Source organism: Brevundimonas sp., from assembly GCF_035626535.1.
Lineage (GTDB): Bacteria > Pseudomonadota > Alphaproteobacteria > Caulobacterales > Caulobacteraceae > Brevundimonas.
This window is the reverse complement of sequence record NZ_DASPNO010000030.1, coordinates 18,734-38,839: the sequence shown is the minus strand read 5'-3', so window position 1 is coordinate 38,839 and position 20,106 is coordinate 18,734. Positions and strand designations below refer to the sequence as shown.

17 protein-coding genes and 1 pseudogene are annotated in these 20,106 nt (G+C 69.9%); 9 read left to right on the top strand and 9 right to left on the bottom strand.

The genetic code is table 11. The annotated features are described in order from the left end of the window. Both VEC04_RS04555 and VEC04_RS04550 read right to left on the bottom strand, forming a co-directional pair. Positions 1 to 822, bottom strand: an 822-nt coding sequence (locus VEC04_RS04555) for a deoxyhypusine synthase family protein (protein WP_324774282.1), incomplete at its 3' end; no start/stop codon positions are given. Between the two features lie 99 nt (positions 823 to 921). Continuing rightward, the gene (locus tag VEC04_RS04550; RefSeq protein ID WP_324774280.1) at positions 922 to 2,187 is read right to left on the bottom strand and encodes a type III PLP-dependent enzyme; all 1,266 of its coding nucleotides are present in this window, start codon (positions 2,185 to 2,187) and stop codon (positions 922 to 924) included. A 196-nt stretch (positions 2,188 to 2,383) separates the two neighbouring features. On the opposite strand from VEC04_RS04550, the gene VEC04_RS04545 reads away from it, so the two are divergent. The 5 genes and pseudogenes from VEC04_RS04545 (at position 2,384) to phnE (ending at position 9,107) form a co-directional block, all read left to right on the top strand. Then, the gene (locus tag VEC04_RS04545; RefSeq protein ID WP_324774278.1) at positions 2,384 to 5,182 is read left to right on the top strand and encodes a pitrilysin family protein; all 2,799 of its coding nucleotides are present in this window, start codon (positions 2,384 to 2,386) and stop codon (positions 5,180 to 5,182) included. A 220-nt stretch (positions 5,183 to 5,402) separates the two neighbouring features. Continuing rightward, positions 5,403 to 6,200, top strand: coding sequence for a phosphonate ABC transporter ATP-binding protein (phnC, locus tag VEC04_RS04540; RefSeq protein WP_324774276.1), 798 nt, complete (start codon positions 5,403 to 5,405; stop codon positions 6,198 to 6,200). Then, positions 6,197 to 7,201: a phosphate/phosphite/phosphonate ABC transporter substrate-binding protein gene (phnD, locus tag VEC04_RS04535; protein WP_324774274.1), complete on the top strand. Its 1,005-nt coding sequence runs from the start codon at positions 6,197 to 6,199 to the stop codon at positions 7,199 to 7,201. The genes phnC and phnD (VEC04_RS04535) overlap by 4 nt, the downstream gene beginning before the upstream one ends. A gap of 64 nt (positions 7,202 to 7,265) precedes the next feature. Further along, positions 7,266 to 8,114 (top strand): annotated as a pseudogene (gene phnD / locus VEC04_RS04530) (phosphate/phosphite/phosphonate ABC transporter substrate-binding protein); the annotation flags it as partial. A 234-nt stretch (positions 8,115 to 8,348) separates the two neighbouring features. Then, on the top strand, positions 8,349 to 9,107 hold the full coding sequence (phnE, locus tag VEC04_RS04525) for a phosphonate ABC transporter, permease protein PhnE (protein ID WP_324774289.1): 759 nt from the start codon (positions 8,349 to 8,351) through the stop codon (positions 9,105 to 9,107). A gap of 78 nt (positions 9,108 to 9,185) precedes the next feature. On the opposite strand, the gene thrS is transcribed toward phnE, so the two are convergent. The 4 genes from thrS to VEC04_RS04505 all read right to left on the bottom strand — a co-directional run bounded on the left by thrS (position 9,186) and on the right by VEC04_RS04505 (position 12,761). Continuing rightward, positions 9,186 to 11,105 (bottom strand): threonine--tRNA ligase, encoded by a 1,920-nt coding sequence (gene thrS, locus VEC04_RS04520; RefSeq protein WP_324774272.1) that lies wholly within the window; start codon positions 11,103 to 11,105, stop codon positions 9,186 to 9,188. Further along, positions 11,102 to 11,350, bottom strand: a complete 249-nt coding sequence (gene yidD, locus VEC04_RS04515) for a membrane protein insertion efficiency factor YidD (RefSeq protein WP_324774270.1) — start codon at positions 11,348 to 11,350, stop codon at positions 11,102 to 11,104. Before yidD ends, thrS begins: the two co-directional genes overlap by 4 nt. A gap of 89 nt (positions 11,351 to 11,439) precedes the next feature. Beyond that, on the bottom strand, positions 11,440 to 11,910 hold the full coding sequence (locus VEC04_RS04510; RefSeq protein WP_324774268.1) for an iron-sulfur cluster assembly scaffold protein: 471 nt from the start codon (positions 11,908 to 11,910) through the stop codon (positions 11,440 to 11,442). A 44-nt stretch (positions 11,911 to 11,954) separates the two neighbouring features. Further along, on the bottom strand, positions 11,955 to 12,761 hold the full coding sequence (locus tag VEC04_RS04505; protein WP_324774266.1) for a tetratricopeptide repeat protein: 807 nt from the start codon (positions 12,759 to 12,761) through the stop codon (positions 11,955 to 11,957). Between the two features lie 83 nt (positions 12,762 to 12,844). On the opposite strand from VEC04_RS04505, the gene VEC04_RS04500 reads away from it, so the two are divergent. Beyond that, on the top strand, positions 12,845 to 14,266 hold the full coding sequence (locus VEC04_RS04500; protein ID WP_324774264.1) for a leucyl aminopeptidase family protein: 1,422 nt from the start codon (positions 12,845 to 12,847) through the stop codon (positions 14,264 to 14,266). Positions 14,267 to 14,319: 53 nt separating this feature from the next. Next, the gene (locus VEC04_RS04495; protein WP_324774262.1) at positions 14,320 to 15,120 is read left to right on the top strand and encodes an NlpC/P60 family protein; all 801 of its coding nucleotides are present in this window, start codon (positions 14,320 to 14,322) and stop codon (positions 15,118 to 15,120) included. Here the strand turns inward: VEC04_RS04495 and queG are convergent. The 3 genes from queG to VEC04_RS04480 form a co-directional block, all read right to left on the bottom strand. Next, positions 15,111 to 16,232: a tRNA epoxyqueuosine(34) reductase QueG gene (queG, locus tag VEC04_RS04490; RefSeq protein ID WP_324774260.1), complete on the bottom strand. Its 1,122-nt coding sequence runs from the start codon at positions 16,230 to 16,232 to the stop codon at positions 15,111 to 15,113. The genes VEC04_RS04495 and queG overlap by 10 nt on opposite strands. A gap of 42 nt (positions 16,233 to 16,274) precedes the next feature. Next, positions 16,275 to 16,958, bottom strand: coding sequence for a glutathione S-transferase family protein (locus VEC04_RS04485; protein WP_324774258.1), 684 nt, complete (start codon positions 16,956 to 16,958; stop codon positions 16,275 to 16,277). Between the two features lie 67 nt (positions 16,959 to 17,025). Further along, complete coding sequence (locus VEC04_RS04480; RefSeq protein ID WP_324774256.1) at positions 17,026 to 17,964, bottom strand: cation diffusion facilitator family transporter; 939 nt, start codon at positions 17,962 to 17,964, stop codon at positions 17,026 to 17,028. 126 nt (positions 17,965 to 18,090) lie between these two features. Between VEC04_RS04480 and VEC04_RS04475 the strand changes: the two genes are divergently transcribed. Both VEC04_RS04475 and VEC04_RS04470 read left to right on the top strand, forming a co-directional pair. Further along, positions 18,091 to 19,275, top strand: coding sequence for a citrate/2-methylcitrate synthase (locus tag VEC04_RS04475; RefSeq protein ID WP_324774254.1), 1,185 nt, complete (start codon positions 18,091 to 18,093; stop codon positions 19,273 to 19,275). A gap of 27 nt (positions 19,276 to 19,302) precedes the next feature. Beyond that, positions 19,303 to 20,106: an undecaprenyl-diphosphate phosphatase gene (locus tag VEC04_RS04470; protein ID WP_324774252.1), complete on the top strand. Its 804-nt coding sequence runs from the start codon at positions 19,303 to 19,305 to the stop codon at positions 20,104 to 20,106.

Below are 20,106 nucleotides of genomic sequence, written 5' to 3'. Positions count from 1 at the left end.
GGCTTCCACCCCGAGGATTTCGGCGCAGACGACGGTGTCCTGGGCGAAGTTCTTGGGCACCCCGCCGCCGACCATGAACAGGCCCGTCACGCCCGCGGCGATCTTGATGTCGGTCAGTTCGCGGAAGTCGGCGATGGCGTCGAGCATCATATAGGGCTGGCCGGCGGCGGCTCGCTCCTTCTGGTGCTTGACCAGGCCGAAGCCGGCCGAGCTGTCGACGAAGGCCGGACAGAAGATCGGCACGCCCTCCTCATAGGCCGTCTGGATCAGGCTGCCGGGCTTCTTGGCGTTGCCCTCAGACAGCCACTTGCCCATCTCCCAGATGAACTCGCGCGAGGAATAGCCGCGCGGCTCCAGCCGGTTGGCGATCTCCAGGATGGTGTGGTCGCAGGCCTGGAGCTCTTCCTCGTCGATGTAGGTGTCGTAGATCCGGTCGATGTAGTTGTCGCGCAGGACGTTGTCGTCGACCTCGCCGGCGGCCTGGTAGTGCTTGAAGCCGAGGGCCTCGAAGAAATCCATGTCGACGATCGAGGCGCCGGTGGCGACGATGGCGTCGACCATGCCGAACTTCACCATGTCGCGGTACACGTGCATGCAGCCGCCGGCCGAGGTGGAGCCGGCGAGGATCAGCCACGGCGAGCAGTCCTTGTCCTCCAGCGCCATGTTGAAGATGTCGGCGGCCCGGGCCGTGTCGCGGCTCGAGAACGACATCTTGCGCATGGAGTCGATGATCGGACGCGCGTCGAAGGACGTGATGTCCACGTGCTCGACGACGTTCTGCAGCAGCTGGGCCTTCTGGTTCGACTGAACGGGAGCGTTCATTGCAAGGGTTTCCCTTTGGTTTGAGCGCCCGTCGTCAGAAGGAACAGCGGCCCGGACGGAGCGACGGGCCGCTGCTGATTGGAACGCGTCAGCGCCGGATTAGCGCCGCGACTTCTTCCGCTGGCCCGCCTTGCCCTTGGGACGGCTCAGGCGAACCACCTTGCGGGCCTGCTCTTCGGCCGAGGTGCGCACCGTCGGGATCGAGCGGGGCGCGAGACCGTAGAGCGACGCCATCGGGGCGTCCTCGACCGCGGCGATGTCATGCTCGCCATAGCCGTTGAAACCCGTCGACATGGCCACGCCATAGGCGCCCAGCATGCCGATCTCGATGAAGTCGCCTTCCTGCACATCGGCCGGCAGCCAGAACGGGCCCGGCATGTGGTCGATGGAGTCGCACGTCGGGCCGTAGAAGCGGAACGGCTTCAGGTCGGACGAAGCGTCGCCGTCCCGGACCAGCTTGGTCGGGAAGGGCCAGCGCGAGTGGGTGGCGTCGAACAGCGAGCCGTAAGAGCCGTCGTTCAGATACAGGGCGTCGCCCTTGCGCAGGTCGACGCGGCACAGCACCGAGGACGACTCGGCGACCAGTGCGCGGCCGGGCTCGCACCACAGTTCGGTGGTGTGGGTGACAGGCATCTCGGCGAAGCCGCGATGGATGGCGTCGGCGTACTCGCTCATGTCCGGCGGGACCATGCCCGGATAGACTGAGGGGAAGCCGCCGCCGACATCGACGATGTCGACGATCACGCCGGCGCGGGTGATGGCGCGCCCGACCTGGGCCATGGCGGCCTCGTAGGCGGACGGCCGCATGCACTGTGAGCCGACATGGAACGACACGCCCATCAGGCCGTCCGTGACCGCCTGGCGGGTGGCCAGGAGCAGGGACGGGGCCTGGTCCGGCGAGACGCCGAACTTGCCCGACAGGGAGTAGGCCGCGCCGTCGGCCGACACCGCCATGCGCACGACCAGGTTCAGGTCGGTGGCGCCGCCGGTGGCGTCGAGGATCTTGGTCAGCTCTTCCTGACAGTCGAGCGAGAAGGTGCGGACGCCGTGGTCGAAATAGGCGCGGGTGATCGCCGCCCGGCTCTTCACCGGGTGCATGAAGGCGATACGCGCGTCTGGATCGACCGAACGGACCAGCTCGATCTCAGCGATCGAGGCGGCGTCGAAGCCGCGCACGCCCGCCTCGACGAGGGTCTCGATGACCCAGCGCGACGGGTTGGCCTTCACCGCATAGAAGACGTCAGCCTTTAGATTGTCCTGGAACCAGCGCGCCGCTACGGAAACCGAACGCGGCCGCACGAGGGCGACGGGACGCTCAGGGGACCGCTCACGGACCAGGTCCAGGGGAAACTGGTACGTGCGCAATTCACGTAACCCCCTGTTAATTGTGAAACCCAGACCGGCGTTAGCAGCGCTTAACGGTTAGACCACGGGGTCCGCCGGAGCGCGCGATATGGGGTCATCGGGCCTTCATGTAAAGCGGTTTTTTCGTGACAGAGCCGTAACTTGAACCGCGTTCGGCGGCGGGTAGGGTCAGGCTTCCGCTGATGGGGGACTTGTCATGCGCCGCACCACCTTCGCCGCCGTACTGGCACTGGCTCTCGTGGCGGGGGCGCCGCCGGTCCTGGCGCAGTCGTCACAGCCGGTGCCAGCCTCCGAACTGGCCCGCAGCGTCGACATCCCGTTCGAGGAGTTCACGCTCGACAACGGCCTGCGCGTGGTCGTGCACACCGACCGCAAGGCTCCGGTGGTGGCGGTCGCCGCCTGGTACAACGTCGGGGCCAAGGACGAGCCCGAAGGCCAGACCGGCTTCGCGCACCTGTTCGAGCACATCGGCCTGTTCAACCCGACCGAAAACCTGCCGGGGGGCCTGATGGAGCCGCTCCGGGCCATCGGCGCCACCGACTGGAACGGCACCACCTGGTTCGACCGCACCAACTTCTTCCAGACCGTGCCGACCTCGGCCCTCGACCAGGCGCTCTACATGGAGAGCGACCGGATGGGCCACCTGCTGGGGGCGCTCAACCAGGAGCGGCTCGATAACCAGCGCGGCGTGGTCCAGAACGAGAAGCGCCAGGGCGACAACCAGCCGTTCGGCCTCGTCTACTACGCCGAGCTCGAGGCGCTCTTCCCGCCCGGCCACCCCTATCGCCACTCCACCATCGGCTCGATGGCCGATCTGGACGCCGCCAGCCTGGAAGACCTGCGCCAGTGGCACCGCGACAACTACGGTCCGAATAACGCCGTGCTGGTCCTCGCCGGCGATATCGACGCCGCCACGGCCCGGCAGAAGGTCGAGCAGTACTTCGGCCACATCCCGCGCGGCGCCACGAACGAACCGGCCCAGGCCGACATTCCGACCCTTCCGGCCCGCATCGACCAGCTGATGCATGACAGGGTGCCGAACACTCGCCTGTATCGCACCTGGGTGGTCCCAGGCCTGCTGGCGGACGAGGCGGCCGACCTGCAGGTGGCCGCCTCGGTGCTCGGCGGCCTCGCCAGTTCGCGGCTCGACAACGCCCTCGTCCGCGGCGACGAGACGGCGACCGCCGTCACCACCGGCTATCAGCCCTTCCACCGCATCGGCATGTTTTCCGTCACGGTCGACGTGAAGCCGGGGCAGGACGCGGACGCCGTGTCCCGCAAGCTGGACGAGTTGATCGCCGACTATATCGCCAATGGTCCGACGCAGGACGAGATCGCCCGCACGGTGACCAGCACCCTGTCGGGCCAGATCCAGGCGCTCGAGCCTGTCGGCGGCTTCGGCGGCAAGGCCGTCGTCCTGGCCGAAGGCGAGCTCTATGCGGACGACCCCGGCTTCTATCGCAAGGAACTGGCCGACCTCGGCGCCGTCACCCCGGCTTCCGTCAAGGCCGTCATGGATCGCTGGCTGACTCGCCCGGTGCTGGCCACGCGGGTGGATCCCGGTGAGCGCGAGCCCTATGCCGAGGCCGCCGACAACCGTCCGCCGCCTGCTCCGGCCGAGCCGCTGCCCGTCACCCCGCGGGCGCCGATGCCGCCGGTAGGACCGATGAAGGCGCTGGACTTCCCCGCCGTAGAGCGCGCCCGCCTGTCGAACGGCATGGAGGTGATCTACGCCCGCTCGACCACTGTGCCGACGACCCGGGTGGCGATCGACTTCAACGCCGGCGTCGCCGCCGATCCGGCCGCCGCCCCGGGCACTCAGCGGATGATGCTCGACCTGCTGACCGAGGGCACGACCAGCAAGACGGCCGTCCAGATCGCCGAGGAGGAAGAGCGTTTGGGCGCGAACGTCGCCGCCTTCGCCAGCGTCGACCGCACGACCGTCAGCCTGACTGCGGTCACCCCCAATCTGGAGCCGTCGCTGGACCTGCTGGCCGACGTCGCCCGCAATCCGGCCTTCCGCCCTGCCGATCTCGAGCGCCGCCGCAATCAGCAGCTGGCCTCCATCGCCCAGGAGCAGACCTCGCCAAACGGCATGGGCGCCCGCGTCCTGCCGGTGGTGCTGTACGGCCCCGACCATCCCTATGGCCGCGCCTGGTCCGGCCTCGGCACGACCGAGGCGGTGCGCGGCCTGGGTCGCGACGACCTGATCGCTTTCCACCAGCGCTGGATCCGGCCCGACAACGCCCAGCTGTTCATCGTCTCGGACAAGCCGCTCGCCGAACTGACGCCGCTGCTCGAGACCCGCTTCGGCGCCTGGGCCGCGCCCGCCGTCGCCAAGGGGACCAAGGCCTTCGACGCGCCCATTCCGGCGCCGCGGCCGCGCATTGTCCTCATCGACCGGCCGCAGTCGCCCCAGTCCCTGATCCTCGGCGGCGTGGTCCTGCCGGTGACCGGACAGGATGACCTCGTCACGGTGACCGCCGCCAACGAGGTCATCGGCGCCGGTTTCCTGTCGCGCATCAACCAGGACATCCGCGAGACCCGCGGCTGGTCCTACGGGGTCAACGGCCGCGTCAACGCGCTGGAGCATCAGACGCCCTACATCGTCAACGCGCCGGTCCAGTCCGACCGCACGGGCGAGTCGATCGCCGCCCTGATCGATCAGTACCGCGGCTTCCTCGGCGGCCGGGGCGTCACCGCCGCCGAGCGCGAGCGGACCGTCAACGGCAACGTCCGCCAGCTGCCGGGCAGCTTCGAGAGCTCGGCCAATGTACTGAACGCCCTGCGCACCAACGCCCTCTACGGGCGGCCGGACAACTACTGGGAGACGCTGGCGCCGCGTTACGAGGCCATGACCGCCGCCCAGATGGACGCCGAGGCCCGCCGGGTGCTGGACGACGACATGGTCTGGGTCGTGGTCGGCGACGCCTCGGTTGTCCGGCCCCAGCTGGAAGCCCTCGGTATGGAGATCGAGGTCCGCGCGGCGCAGTAGCTATTACTCCCCTATCGGGGGAGGGGGACCGCCGGGACGGCGGCGGAGGGGATTTTCCGCCCGCGCGAGCCCTCCCCCTCCACCATCCTGCGTATGGTTCCCCTCCCCCTGAGGGGGAGGAACTCGCTGGACGAAATCGTCGATGGCGTGCCATTAAGGCTTGCCCCAAGGGCCCGTTCGGGCCATGCGGCGCGCCCCTGCAACCGCCGACAGTCTGTCCATGACCGCATCCGCCGCCGCCGTCGCGTCCGTCCGGGACGTGTCCAAGACCTTCGGCGCCCGCAAGGCGCTGAATGGCGTGTCCGTGGAGGTCGCGGCGGGTGAAATGGTCGCCCTGATCGGCCCGTCCGGCTCGGGCAAGTCGACCCTGCTGCGCTCGATCACCGGCCTGCAGACCATCGATCCCGGCGCCGGCGTCATCGAGGTCTTCGGCCAGACGGTGCAGAAGAACGGCCGCATCACCGGCCAGGTTCGCGCCGCGCGCCAGAAGCTCGGCATGATCTTCCAGCAGTTCAACCTGGTCGGTCGGCTGTCGCTGTTCTCCAACGTTATGCTCGGCGCGCTCGGCCGCATTCCCGGCTGGAAGGGCGTCCTCGGCGTCTGGCCCTCGGCGGACAAGCGCCGCGCCATGGAAGCCCTGCACCGCGTCGGCGTCTCCGACTACGCCGCCCAGCGCGCCAACACCCTCTCGGGCGGTCAGCAGCAGCGCGGCGCCATCGCCCGCGCCCTGGTCCAGGGCGCCCAGGCCATTCTCGCCGACGAGCCGGTCGCCTCCCTGGACCCGGTGTCCGCTCGCAAGGTCATGGAACTGCTGGTCGAACTGAACAGGCGTGACGGCCTCGGCGTCATCGTCACCCTGCACCAGGTCGATTACGCCATCCGCTACTGCGACCGCGTCATCGCGCTGAAGGCCGGCAAAATCGTCTACGACGGCCCCGCAACCGGCCTCGACACCAAACAGCTCATCGACATCTACGGTCCCGAGTTCGAGGACGCCTTCTGGGAAACCAACGGATGAGCTTGTCAGGCTCTGTCCGGCTTCTCGGCGTCGGCCTCCTCGCCGCCGTCGCTTTCGGCCTGTCCGCTTGCGACAGGCGCAGCGGCCCGGCGCCCGGCGAAGCGGTCGGCGAGATCACCTTCTCCATCCTCTCGGCCCAGGGCGAGGCCTCGGCGGGCCCGCTGTGGCAGCCGCTGCTGGAGGACATGTCGAAGGCGATCGGCGTGCCGGTGGAGCCGCATTTCGCCTCCAACTACGCCGCCCTGATCGAGGACATGAGGCAGGGTCGCACCCAGGCCGCCTGGTTCTCGGCCCAGCCGGCGATCACGGCGATCGAGACGGCGGATGCCGAGATGGTCGCCCGCACCGTCGATCTGGCCGGCGCCGACAGCTATCGCTCAACGCTGATCGTGAAGAAGGGCTCGGGTCTCACCCTGGCCGACGTCCTCGCCTGCGGGCAGCGTCACAGGTTCGGCCTCGGCGATCCGCAGTCGACCTCGGGCACGCTGGTCCCGATGACCTTCCTGTTCAACCCGCGCGGCATCCAGCCGGACGTTTGCTTCCAGACGGTCAAGTCCGGCAACCATGAGACCAACGCCTTCGAGGTCGCCGCCGGCGTCCTCGACGTGGCGACGTCGAACAGCGTGACCGCCAGCGACCTGCGCCGCCGCAACCCGACCATCGCCGACCAGATCGAGGAGATCTGGCGCTCGCCGCCGATCCCCGAGGGCGGCATTCTTGTCCGCGGCGATCTGGACCCGGCCCTCAAGGAGAAGATCCGCAGCTTCTTCCTCACCTACGGCCAGGACGGCGGCGTCGAGGGCGAGCGCCAGCGCCGCGTGCTGGCCGCCCTGAACTACTCGCGCTTCAGCGCCGCCGACGACAACTATCTCGATCCCGTGCGCGAGCTCATCGCCGATCAGGCGCTGACCACCGCCCGCGCCGAAGGGGACGCCGCCGGCATCGCCGCCGCCCAGCGCGAGCTGCAGCGGCTGCGCGCCAGGCGCGAGGTCCAGCCATGAGCCTTCCCGTCCAGATGCATACGTCCCTTCGCATGGGCGCCGCCGGCCGCCCGGATATCCGAACATGAACCGCCTCCACACCCTGACCGCCGCTCTTCTCGCGCTCGTCGTCGTCCTGTGCGGCCTCGCGCCGGCCAGCGTCGCCGCCGCCCAGTCGGAGCGCCCGCAGAAGATCGTCTTCACGGTCCTGTCGGCCGAGGGGCAGGCGTCGTCCGGGCCGCTGTGGCAGCCTCTGCTCGACGACCTCGAGCGGGAGCTGGGCCTGCCCGTCGAACCGATCTTCGGTTCGAACTACAGCGTCCTCGTCGAGGCCATGCGCGCCAATCAGGCCCAGATCGGCTGGTTCTCCGCCCTTCCGGCCGTGCAGGCCATCGACCGTTCGCAGGGCGAGGTCATCGCCCGCACCGTCGATCTGGAGGGCAAGGACTCCTACGTCTCGACCATCATCGTGAAGAAGGGCTCGGGCATCACGATCGAGGACGTGGCCCGGTGCGGCAAGCGGTACACCTTCGGCATCGGCGACGCCCAGTCGACCTCTGGCACCCTCGCGCCGATGACCTATTTCTTCGGTCCGCGCGGGATCGATCCGACGGAATGTTTCTCGACGGTCCGTTCCGCCAACCACCAGAACAACGCCTTCTCGGTCGCCAACGGCCAGATCGACGTCGCCACCTCCAACTCCGTCAACACTGTCTTTCTGCGCCGCCAGAATCCGCAGATCGCCGCTCAGATCGAGGAAATCTGGCAGTCGCCCCCGATTCCGGAATCCGGCATTGTCATCCGCTCGGACCTGCCGGCGGACCTGAAGGCCCGGATCAAGCGGTTCTTCATCACCTATGGCCAAGGCTTCGGCCCCGCCGCCGATCGCCAGCGCGAGGTGATGGAGGGGCTGAACTACTCCCAGTTCCGCGCCGCCGATAACAGCTATCTCGATCCCATCCGCGAGATGAAGGCGGACCAGGCGCGCCGGGAGGGTCGTCCCTCCGAGGTCGCCCCGCCGGCGAGCGCCGGAACCCTCGTCGGGCGCTGGTGGCCGTTCGCCCTGATCGGCGTCCTCGCCCTCATAGCGATCGTCCTCAATGCGGTCCGCCGTCCCGCCCCGCCGCCGGCGGATACCTCGGTGGTGCCCGACCCGCCGAAGAAATCCATGGCCGCCTGGTCGCTGGACGTGCTGCTGTGGGGCGGCTTCGCCATCATGCTGCTGGCCGCCTTCAACAAGGTCGACCTGCCCAACATCCTCAACCTGTTCTCAAACTCCGAGAACATGCGCAACTACGGGCGGGACTTCCTGGACCCCGACTTCAGCAAGTGGGAGTCGCTGGTCGGCCTGATGTGGCTGACCGTGCAGATCGCCCTGTGGGGCACCTTCCTGGCCGTCTTCCTCGCCGTGCCGCTCAGCCTGATGGCGTCGCGCAACCTGTCGCCCGGCTGGCTGGTCTGGCCGGTCCGCCGGGTCATGGACCTGATGCGCTCGATTCCAGACCTGGTCATCGCCACCCTGTTCATCGTCGCGGTCGGCCTTGGCCCGCTGGCCGGCGTGCTCGCCATCGGCCTGAACACCGCCGGCGTGCTCGCCAAACTGTTCTCGGAAGCCGTCGAATCGATCGACAAGGGCCCGATCGAAGGGGTCAAGGCCACCGGCGGCGGCCGCCTGCACGAGATCACCTGGGGCGTCATCCCCCAAGTCGCCCCGCTGTGGACCAGCTTCGCCCTTTACCGCTTCGAGTCGAACAGCCGCGCCGCCACCGTGCTCGGCCTGATCGGCGCCGGCGGCATCGGCCAGGCCCTGTTCGAAAGCCTGCAGGCGTTCGAATACCGTCAGGTCTCGACCATCGCGATCATCATCGTCGTGGCCGTGACCCTGATCGATATGCTCAGCCAGGCCATGCGCAAGCGGCTGCTCTAACCGCTCGCTGATCGCCCAACGAAAAGCCCGCCCGTGCATTGCAAGGGCGGGCTTTCTGATTCAGCGTGCCGATCAGGCTCAGCGCAGATCCGGCGGCGTCGCCTCCTCCGTCAGCAGGCGGATGGCCTCTTCGACCGATACCACCTCCTGCGCCTGCGAGCCCAGCCGGCGGATCGCCACCTTGCCCTCGGCGGCTTCGTTCTTGCCGACCACGGCGATGACCGGAACCTTGCCGACCGAGTGTTCGCGGACCTTGTAGCCGACCTTCTCGTTGCGCAGGTCGATCTCCGTGCGCAGGCCGGCGGCCTTGAACTTCGCCACCACCTCGCGGGCATAGTCGTCGGCGTCCGAGACAATCGTCGCCACCACCGCCTGCGTCGGCGCCAGCCACAGCGGGAAGGCTCCGGCGTAGTTCTCGATCATGATGCCGATGAACCGTTCGAACGAGCCGAGGATGGCCCGGTGCAGCATGACCGGCCGGTGCTTTTGGCCGTCCTCGCCGACATACTCCGCGTTCAGCCGCTCGGGCAGGACGTAGTCGAGCTGCAGCGTGCCGCAGGTCCATTCCCGGCCGATGGCGTCCTTGACCACGAAATCGAGCTTGGGCGCATAGAAGGCGCCGTCGCCCTCGGCGATGACCGGGTCGACCCCGGCCAGCCGCGCGGCCTCGCCCAGCATCCCCTCGGCCTTGTCCCAGAACTCGTCCGAGCCGGCGCGGATTTCCGGACGCGTGGCCAGGTTGATGTAGGCCGTCTCCATGCCGAGATCGGCGTGGATCATCCTGGTCAGCTCGATGAACCGGCGCGTCTCGTCGACGATCTGGTCCTCGCGGCAGAAGATGTGGGCGTCGTCCTGGGTGAAGCCGCGCACGCGCATCAGGCCGTGCAGGGCGCCCGACGGCTCATAGCGGTGGCAAGCCCCGAACTCGGCCATGCGGAGCGGCAACTCGCGATAGGACCGCTGGCCCTGGTCGAAGATCTGCACGTGCCCCGGGCAGTTCATCGGCTTGAGGCTGAGCGTCTCGCCCTCGACGGTCTCGCAGACGAACATATTGGGCCGGTACTTGTCCCAGTGGCCCGAGGCCTCCCAGAATTTCCGGTCCAGCACCTGCGGCGTCTTCACCTCGACATAGCCGGCGGCCGTCAGGCGCCGGCGCATATAAGCCTCGATGACCTGCCACAGCATCCAGCCCTTCGGGTGCCAGAAGACCATGCCGCGGCCCTCTTCCTGCATGTGGAAGAGCTCCATGGCGCGGCCGATCTTGCGGTGGTCGCGCTTCTCGGCCTCCTCGACGCGCAGCAGATAGGCGTCGAGATCCTCCTTCGAGGCCCAGGCCGTGGCGTAGATGCGCTGCAGCTGCGGATTGCGGTGGTCGCCGCGCCAGTAGGCGCCCGCCAGCTTGGTCAGTTTGAAGGCCTTGCCGACGAACTTTGTCGATGGGAAATGCGGCCCGCGGCACAGGTCGATCCAGTCGCCCGTGGCGTAGGTCGTGATTGTCTCGTCAGCCGGCAGGTCGCGGATCAGCTCGGCCTTGAACGTCTCGCCCTTGGACTCGAACAGCTTGATCGCTTCGTCGCGGTCCCAGACCTGACGGACCAGCTTCTCGTCCCGATCGACGATCTCGGCCATCTTCTTCTCGATGGCCGCGAAGTCGTCCGTCGAAAACGGCTCCTCGCGGAAGAAGTCGTAATAGAATCCGTCCTCGATGGCCGGGCCGATCGTCACCTGGGTGCCGGGGAACAGCTCCTGCACCGCTTGGGCGAGGATGTGCGCGGCGTCGTGGCGGATGGTCTCAAGCGCTTCGGGGTCGTCACGCATGATCAGGCGGAAGGACCCGCCGCTCTCCAGCGGACGGTCGAGGTCCCACTGTTCGCCATTGATCTCGGCCAGCGCCGCGCGCTTGGCCAGGGACGGCGAGATGGAGGCGGCGACTTCGCGGCCGGTCGAGCCGTCGGGGTATTCGCGGCTGGCGCCGTCGGGAAATTTCAGTTCGATCATCGTTCAGTCTTTGCGGGCGGAACCGGGTCATAGCCCGATTTGCCGAGAGGGTGGCATTTGCAGAGGCGCCGGACCGTGAGCCATCCCCCCTTGATCGGACCGTGCTGGATCAGCGCGTCCCGGCCGTAGTCGGAGCAGGTCGGCAGAAACCGGCACTGCTGCCCGATCAGGGGCGACAGCGTCAGCTTGTACCCGCGATGGGCCAGCCGGACGCCGCGTTCGTAGAGATTGCCGCCGGGTGCCATGTCGCCGCGCTTATCCCCTGTCCGGCGGACGGGGGCAACCTGGCCTCAAGTAGCGCGAAGCGCGATAGGCCAAGCCAGCAAGCGCGCCGCTAGGCCGCGCCGGCGAGGCTAGTTCGTGTGTCGGGCGCCTTGCGCGCAAGCGCCTGCTTCACCGCATCGAGCGTGGCCTCGATGGCCACCATGGTAGAGGCGTGCCGCGCCGGGTAATCGGCGACCAGCTTCAGCGCCCGCAGCCCCTCGAAGCGGCCGTCCGGCCCTTCGCCGCCCGCCTTGAGCATGGCCGTCATGGCGTCGCGCGCTTCGGCGATCTCGCCTACGGAGGCGCCGATGACCGACTCTCCGAGCACGCCGGCCGCGGCCTGTCCGAGCGCGCAAGCCTTCACGTCCTGGGCGAAGGCGGCGACCCGTCCGTCGGCGTCCAGCGCCACGTCGACGACGGCCTTCGAACCGCACAGTTTGGCGATCCGCTCGCCCGTGCCCTCTGGCGCGGCCAGCCGCCCGCTGTGCGGCAGGTTGGCCGCCAGCTTGAGGATGCGCGCGCTGTAGAGCTCGTCGATCATGCCGGAAAGATAGGCGGGCGAGGGGCCTGAGTGAAGCCCGGCCTTCAGCCGCCTTGCAGTGAGCCCCAGGTCCGCGCCTGATCGTTGGCGGCCGATCCGGCCCGCGCGCGCAGCCAGGCGAGGTTCCGGTCGGCGGCGTCCGGCGGCAGGTCGCGGCGCATCATCTGCTCGGCCTCGTCGATCTTGCCGTTCAGCCCCAGCGCCATGGCCAGGTTCAGGCGCACCTTCAGCGAAGCCCCCGGCTGGGCGGCGGCGCGGCGCAGCAGCGGCTCGGCGGAGGCGGTGTCGCCCCGGGTCATGGCCGAGATGGCCATATTGGTCAGCACGTCGGGATTGTCCGGCGACAGGGCCAGCGCCTGCGCCCAGGCCGCCTGCGCGTCCTGCGATCGGCGCACCTGCTCATAGGCCGTGCCCAGCAGCGACCAGGCGCGCCAGTCCTGCGGCTGCGCATCGCGGGCCCGCTCCAGCGCCGAGACGCCGTAGAAGGCCTGTCCACGGGCGATGTGGCCGCGCCCGACCTCGAGCATCGCCTCGACGTTGCCGGGCTGCACCAGCAGCACCCGCTCGGCCATGTCGGCGGCTTCCTGATAGCGGCCCAGTTCGCGCATGGCCTGCGCCGCCTTGACCCCGGCGACCGGGTCCATCGGGTTGAGCTCGGCCTGTTCGGTCCAGAACACCGACCGGCTCAGCGGGTCGGCCCGGTCGTAGGCGGCGCGGGCCTGGGCGCTGGCAGGCGCGCGGGGCGTGGCCGCGGGGGCCTCGGCCTGCTGCGCGAGCGCCGCCGGGCCGAAGGCGAGCAGCGGCGCGGTGATCAGGGCGATGGTTGCGATGCGGGCGGTCGTGCGCGACATGGAGGGCGCTCCGGAAGGTTCGATCTCCAGACTCGGCCCTTCGCGTCAATCCTTGGTTAAGATCGGCCGGAAAGGTCCCCTCGATGCCTGTGCTCCATCCTGACCTGCTGACCGCCGACGGCGAGGGCGCCCTCCCGGTTCGCATCGTGCGCAAGGATACGCCGGTCGAGGGGGTCTGGGGCGCCTGGGCCCGCGCCAACGACTTCACCGGCAAGGCCGGGCAGGTCCTGCTCCTGCCGGGGTCCGACGACGGCGTCACGGGCGCCCTCTTCGGCGCCGGCGAGACCTTCGACCCCATGAGCGTCCGCGCCCTCGCGGCGAAACTGCCCGAAGGCCTGTGGCGGCTGGAAGGGCTCGAGCCCGGCCACGGTGCGCTGGCGGCGCTGGCCTTCGGCCTCGGGGCCTACCGCTTCGACCGTTACAAGGCGCGTCCAGCCGGCCCCGCCCGCCTCGCCGTCGGTCCCGACGTCGATGTCGTCGCCGTCCGGCGCGTCGCCGCCGCCTGCGCCCTCGCGCGCGAAATGGTCGACACGCCCGCCGCCGACATGGGCCCCCTGCAGATCGAGACCATCGCCCGCGAGATCGCCCAGGAGTCGGCCGCCGCCCTGACCGTCACCGCCGGCGACGCCCTGCTGGACGAGAACTACCCCGCCGTCCACGCCGTCGGCCGCGCCGCCGCGCCGCATCGGGCGCCCCGCGTGATCGAACTCGGCTGGAATCTCGACCGGGCGGACCTGCCGCTGGTCGCCGTCGTCGGCAAGGGGGTGGTCTTCGACTCCGGCGGTCTCGACATCAAGGCCGCCGCCGGCATGCGCAACATGAAGAAGGACATGGGCGGTTCCGCCCACGCCCTCGCGCTCGGCCGGCTGGTCATGCAGGCCGGTCTGCCCGTGCGGCTGGTGGTCCTCGTCGCCGCCGTCGAGAACGCCATCTCCGGCGACGCCTTCCGCCCCGGCGACATCCTGAACAGCCGCAAGGGCCTGACCATCGAGATCGGCAACACCGACGCCGAAGGCCGGCTGATCCTCGCCGACATCCTGACCCGCGCCGGCGAGCATTCGCCCGACCTGACCCTCGACTTCGCCACCCTGACCGGCGCCGCTCGCATCGCCCTCGGCCCCGAGTTGCCGCCCCTCTACAGCGAGGACGAGGCCCTCGTCGCCGACCTGCTGGAAGCCTCGCGCGCCGTCGGCGATCCGCTGTGGCCGATGCCGCTGTGGCCGGGCTATCGCGCCGCGATCGAGAGCGAGATCGCCGACCTGCGCAACGACTCCGCCGCCTGGGCGCAGGCCGGGTCGGTCACCGCCGCCCTGTTCCTGCAGAAGTTCGCGCCCTCAACCGGCGCCTGGGCGCATATGGATATCTTCGCCTGGAACCCGCGCGCCCAGCCCGGCCGTCCCGAGGGCGGCGAGGCGCAGGGCCTGCGCGCCTGTTTCGAGATGCTGTCGCGCCGCTTCCCCGACCGCCTGACCGCCGGGCGCCACGATAAAGCCTCCGTTCGTTAACGGCCCTTTCGGCATATCCGGCCATCATGCGGGCTCAACCGGACGAGCCCTGCTTGACCCCAGACGCCGCCAGCCTTGACCCCCGCACCACGCTCGCACGGCCCGACCTGGCCGAGCAGGCGCTGGAGGGGCTCGTGCGCGCCAAGGCCTACCGCCCGGCGCGTCCGATGCAGGCCGCCGTCCCGCTGGCCGACATCCACGCCGACGCCGACCCGGCCTCCGAACGCATCGACCAGCTGATCTACGGCGAGGCCTTCGACGTGCTCGACCAGCAGGGCGACCGCCTCTGGGGCCGCGCCCGCCGCGACGGCCTCGTCGGCTGGATCTCCGCCTCCGCCGTGCGGCCCGGCGCCCGCCTGCCGACCCACCGGGTGGCCGCCGTCGCCGCCGACCTGCCGCTCAACGCCCTCGTCGCCGACGCCGGGCAGCTGGCGACCGGCGATCTCGCCCCCATCGGCGTCTTCGAGACCGATCCCGTCGCCGTGGCCGAACGCCTGCTTGGCGTGCCGCACAGCCTGGGAGCCCGCTCCTCGGCCGCCACCGACTGCTCCGGCCTGATCCAGCAGGCGCTCTACGCCTGCGGTCTGGCCGGCCCCCGCCATGCCGACCAGCAGGCCGAACTCGGTCGCGCCGTCGAGCGCGCCGACGCCCGTCGTGGCGATCTCGTCGTCTGGCTGGCTGAGCCGGGCGACCACAGCTGGACCGGCCATTCGGCCTTCATGCTCGACGCCGACCGGGTGCTCCACGCCACCGGTCATCACGGCGCCGTCGTCGTCGAGGCGTTCGAGGAGGCCGACGCCCGCTACCGCGCCGACGACTTCCACCCCCCGGTGTTCCGCCGCCTTCAGGCCTGATTGTCGTTCCACTCGGCCCGCACCGAGGCGTCCGCCTCCGCCGCCAGCCGCTTCGCCCGCAGCCTCGCGAACGCCTGCTCGTCCATCAGCCGCGACAGCGCCCACACCGCCGCGCCCCGCACCACCGGGGCCGGATCGTCCAGCAGGGCGCGGGCAGGCTCGACCAGTTCCGGGTCCCCGCTGTTGCCGATGGCGTAGAGGACGTTGCGCACGAACCGGTCGCGCCCGATCCGCTTGACCGGGCTCTTCGAGAACAGCGCCCGGAAGGCGGCGTCATCCAGCGCCGCCAGCTCCGCCAGCCGCGGCGACACCAGCGCCTCGCGCGCCTGCACCCGCGCCTCGTTCGAGGCCACCGCGAACTTGTTCCAGGGGCAGACCGCCAGACAGTCGTCGCAGCCGTAGATGCGCGAGCCCGTCGCCGGCCGGAACTCCACCGGCCACGGCCCGGCGAACTCGATGGTCAGGTAGGACAGGCAGCGCCGCGCATCGAGCTGGAACGGGGCGGGGAACGCCTGCGTCGGGCAGACGTCGAGACAGGCGGTGCAGGCTCCGCAATGCTGATCCTCCGGCGCATCCGGCTCGAACTCCGCCGCGCTCAGGATCACCCCGAGGAACAGCCAGTTGCCCCGGCTGCGCGACAGCAGGTTGGTGTGCTTGCCCTGCCAGCCCACGCCGGCGCGCTGAGCCAGCGGCTTCTCCATCAGCGGCGCGGTGTCGACGAACACCTTGACCTCCTCGCCGGTCCGCGCCGCGATCTGCCCCGCGAGCGTCTTCAATCGGCCCTTGATCAGCTCGTGGTAGTCGTCGCCCCGTGCATAGACCGAGATATAGCCGGCCGAGGCGTCCTCCATCTCGGGCAGGGGATCATGCCCTGGCCCATAGTTGAGGCCCAGCACGATGGCCGTCTTCGCCCCGGGCCACATCGAGGTCGGATGCGCCCGCCGCTCCAGCGTCGTCTCCATCCAGCCCATGTCGCCGTGGCGCCCCGCCCCGATGAAATGCGCCAGCCGTTCGCCGGCGCTCCATGGCTCTGACGCCGACGCGAAGCGGCAGACGTCGAACCCCAGGGCTTCGGCGCGTTCGCGAATGAAGGTGCGGGGGTCCGGGGCCATGGTCCGCGCCTTCATAGCGCCGATCCGGGCGAAAGTCGGGCCCTAGAAGTCGAGGTCGTGATACCAGGCCGACGGCTGCACGCCGGGGAATCGGTCAGCCAGCAACGGCCGGAAGCAGGGCCGCGACTTCAGCTTCATGTACCAGGTCTTCAGCGCCGGATACGCCGCCCAAGCCACCTCGCCGAAATAGTCCAGCACCGAGAGATGCGCCGCCGCCACGACGTCGGCCTGGGTCAGCCGCCGCCCGGCAAGCGCGTCGCGGGCCCCCAGCAGTGTCTCCAGCATCAGCAGGTGCGCCTTCAGCGCCTCGCGCCCCGCCCGCAGCGCGCGTGCCTCGGGCGGGCCCAACCGCAGCAGGGGCTTCTCCATCCGCTCGTGCAGCAGGACGGCGTTGACCTCGTCGTTGAAGCGGCGGTCGAACCAGCCGACCAGGCGCCGTGTCTCGGCGCGTTCGGTCGCGTCCGCCGGCATCAGGAAGAGCTCGCTGGCGCGGTCCTCGAGCCAGCCCAGAATGGCCGCCGGCTCGCACAGGGTCAGGGCGCGCCCGGCCTCGGTGACCTGCAGCACCGGCGGCATGCCCGAGGGGTTCAGGGTCGCGACCGGACAGCCGTCCTCCCAGGGGCGGACCACCGTTTCGGCGAACTCGACCCGCGCCTCGCCCAGCGCCAGCCGCGCCGCGCGCGAGCCGGGGTCGAACGGGAAATGGTACAGGACGCAGGCCGACATCCTTCGATGCATGCCGCAGAGGGCGTTAAGTCCGCGTTAGCCATGGAGGCCCTCGGCGACTTTGTGGTCAGGCGTTTTCGTTCGCCGTCTCCGGGCCCGACTGCGGGACGGAGGTCATGGCCGCCCGGCCTCTCGGATCGGGATGGATCAGGATGTCGGCGCGGGGAAACGCCTCGAGCAGCCGCCGCTCCGCCCCGACGACGATCTCGTGGGCCTGTTCCAGGGTCAGGCTGGGCTCCAGGTCGATGTGCATCTGAATCGACATCACCGGACCGGCCATGCGGCTGCGAAGCTGGTGAATGCCCGAGATGCGCGGGTCGGCCAGAACGGCAGTTGTAATGGCGATGCGGTCGGCGTCGGGCACGGCGCGATCCAGCAGATGGTCCGCCGCCTCCCTGAGCAGGCCCAACGCGCCCCAGAACAGCCAGACCGCCACGATCAGCCCGGCCGCCGCGTCCAGCCCCGGCGCGGCCAGAAAGGCGCCCGAGGCCACGCCGATCAACACCACGCCGCTGGCGGCGAGATCGGCGGCGTAGTGGGCGCGGTCCGCCTTCACCGCCATCGAGCCGCTGCGCCGGATAGCCCGGTCCTGCATCCACACCAGCCAGCCGGTCAGGGCGATGGAGATCAACATGACCATCACCGCCCAGTAGCCGGAGCTCACCGGACGGGGGTCGAAGATGCGCTGCACGGCCTCCCAGCCGATGAACAGCGCCGAGGCGAAGACCAGGCCCGCCTGGACGAGGGCGGCCATCGCCTCGCCCTTGCCGTGGCCGTAGCGATGTTCGGCGTCCGGCGGCGCGGCCGCCCAGCGAACGGCGAAGAAGGTCCCGAGCGACGCCACCAGATCCAGCGCCGAGTCCGCCAGCGAGGCGAGAATGGACACCGAGCCGGAGGCGCCAAGCGCGAAGGCCTTCAGGGCGATCAGCACCACCGCCACGCCGACCGACAGCCGTGTCACGTTTCGGGTGGCCAGATGGACATCGTCGAGGGCGGTCGTGGTCATTCGCCGTCTTGTCGCGGAAAGCGTCGACGGCGCCAAGGCTCGCCGCGTTAGCGGCATTGTCACGAAATGGCCCCATGCTGCGTGCGCCATGGGAGCTGAAGGTTCCCGGGGCGTTTCGGAGGCGATATGCAGTCGACGGAGACGGCAGCGCAGGCCGGCCGCTGGATCGGACGCGGCGAGGCTCTGGCCCGGTTGGGGGTCAAGGCCCAGACCCTGTACGCCTATGTCAGCCGCGGCCGCATCGCCGCCCGACCCGATCCCGACGATCCGCGCCGCAGCCTCTACGCTGTTTCCGACATCGTCCGGCTGAGCGGCGAGGAACCGCCCGCCGGCGACATCGGACAATGGCTTCCCCCGCCGGAAGAGTCGGACGCGCCCGACATCGAGATCCGCTCCTCGGTCTCCACCAGCGACGGCCGCCGGCTGTTCTACCGCGGCATGGACGCGGTCCAGTTGGCCGAGACGGCGACTCTCGAGGACGTGGCGCGGCGGATGTGGGACGCCCGGGCGGGCAATCCGTTCGCCGAGGTGCGCCCCCGCGTCGGGGCCACGCCCGGCCATTCGGCCCGCGGCCGGCTGTTCTCCGCCCTCGCCCGCCGGGCGGAAGAGGCCGCGGAACTCAAACTGCGCTCGCCCGAATCCCTGCGCATCGAATGCGCCCGCGTCCTCGACGAGGCGGTGGACGCCGTGGCGGGGCCCGGCCCGCGGCTGTTCCTGCACCAGCGGCTGGCGCGGGCGTGGAAGGTTCGCGAACCGGATGCCCATCTGGTCCGCCGCGCCCTGGTGCTGGCCGCCGACAACGGGCTCGACGCCCCCGCCCTCGCCGCGAGGGCCGCCGCCGCCGGCGGCGCCTCGCTCGCCGGGGCGGCCTTCGCCGGACTGGCCACCGTGGCCGGAACCGGGACCCTGATCGATCTCGCCAAGGCGTCCGACTGGGTCGTCGCGGTGCGGCGTCAGGCGGTCGACGCCGCCCGGCGCGCCCATGAGGCCGGCGCCCTGTCCGGCTTCGGCGATCCGGCCTGGCCCGGCGGCGACCCGCGCGCGGCCGCCCTGCTGGCCGTCGCCGACCTGCCGCAGGACCTGGCTCGCGCCCTGCGCGAGGGCGAGGAACTGACCGGCCGGCGGCCGGCCTTCGCCCTGGCCTTGGTCGCCGTCGCCCGCCGCCTCGAGCTGCCGCGCGACGCCGCCGCCGACCTGCTGCTGATCGGCCGGCTGGCGGGCCTGCTGGCCCATGCGCTCGATCAGATCACGAACGGCTCGCCTATCCGGGCGCGCCTGCGCTATGTGGGTCCTGAACCGGGCGCGAACTGATCCGCCTGACCTTTATCGGGGACGCGGATGGCGGATTGGCTGGCGGCGATCATTCTTGGTCTGGTCGAGGGACTGACCGAGTTCATTCCGGTGTCCTCGACGGGGCACCTGCTGCTGGCCAAACAGGCGCTCGGGCTCGGCGACGAGCCGTGGGACACCTTCATCGTCATGATCCAGCTCGGCGCGATTCTCGCGGTCGTCGCCCTCTATTTCCAGCGGCTGTGGAAGGTCCTCATCGGCCTGCCGGGCAAGGACCCCGCGGCGCGGATGTTCGCCCTGTCGGTGCTGCTGGCCTTCATCCCCTCGGCGATCATCGGCCTGCTGTTCCACGACTTCATCAAGGACGTGCTGTTCAACACCACCATCGTCTGCATCACCCTGATCGTCGGCGGTTTCGCCCTTATCGCGCTCGAGCGCTGGGCCCCGGTCCCCCGCGAGCATGACGCGATGAAATTCTCCTGGAAGACCGCGCTGGGCGTCGGCCTCTTCCAGTGCCTGTCGATCATTCCGGGCGTGTCGCGCAGCGGCGCCACCATCGTCGGCGGCCTGCTGCTGGGCGTCGAAAAGCGGGCGGCGGCGGAGTTCTCCTTCTTCCTCGCCATCCCGACCATGGTCGCCGCCTTCGGCCTCGACTTCTGGGAGAGCCGCGAGATGATCACCAGCGACGTCGCCGGCATCATCGGCATCGGCTTCGTGGTGTCCTTCGTCAGCGGCCTGTTCATCGTCCGCTTCCTGATCGATTTCGTCGGCCGTTACGGCTTCGCGCCGTTCGCGGCCTGGCGCATCCTCGTCGGGACGCTCGGCTTGCTCGGGATGTGGCTCTACGCCTGA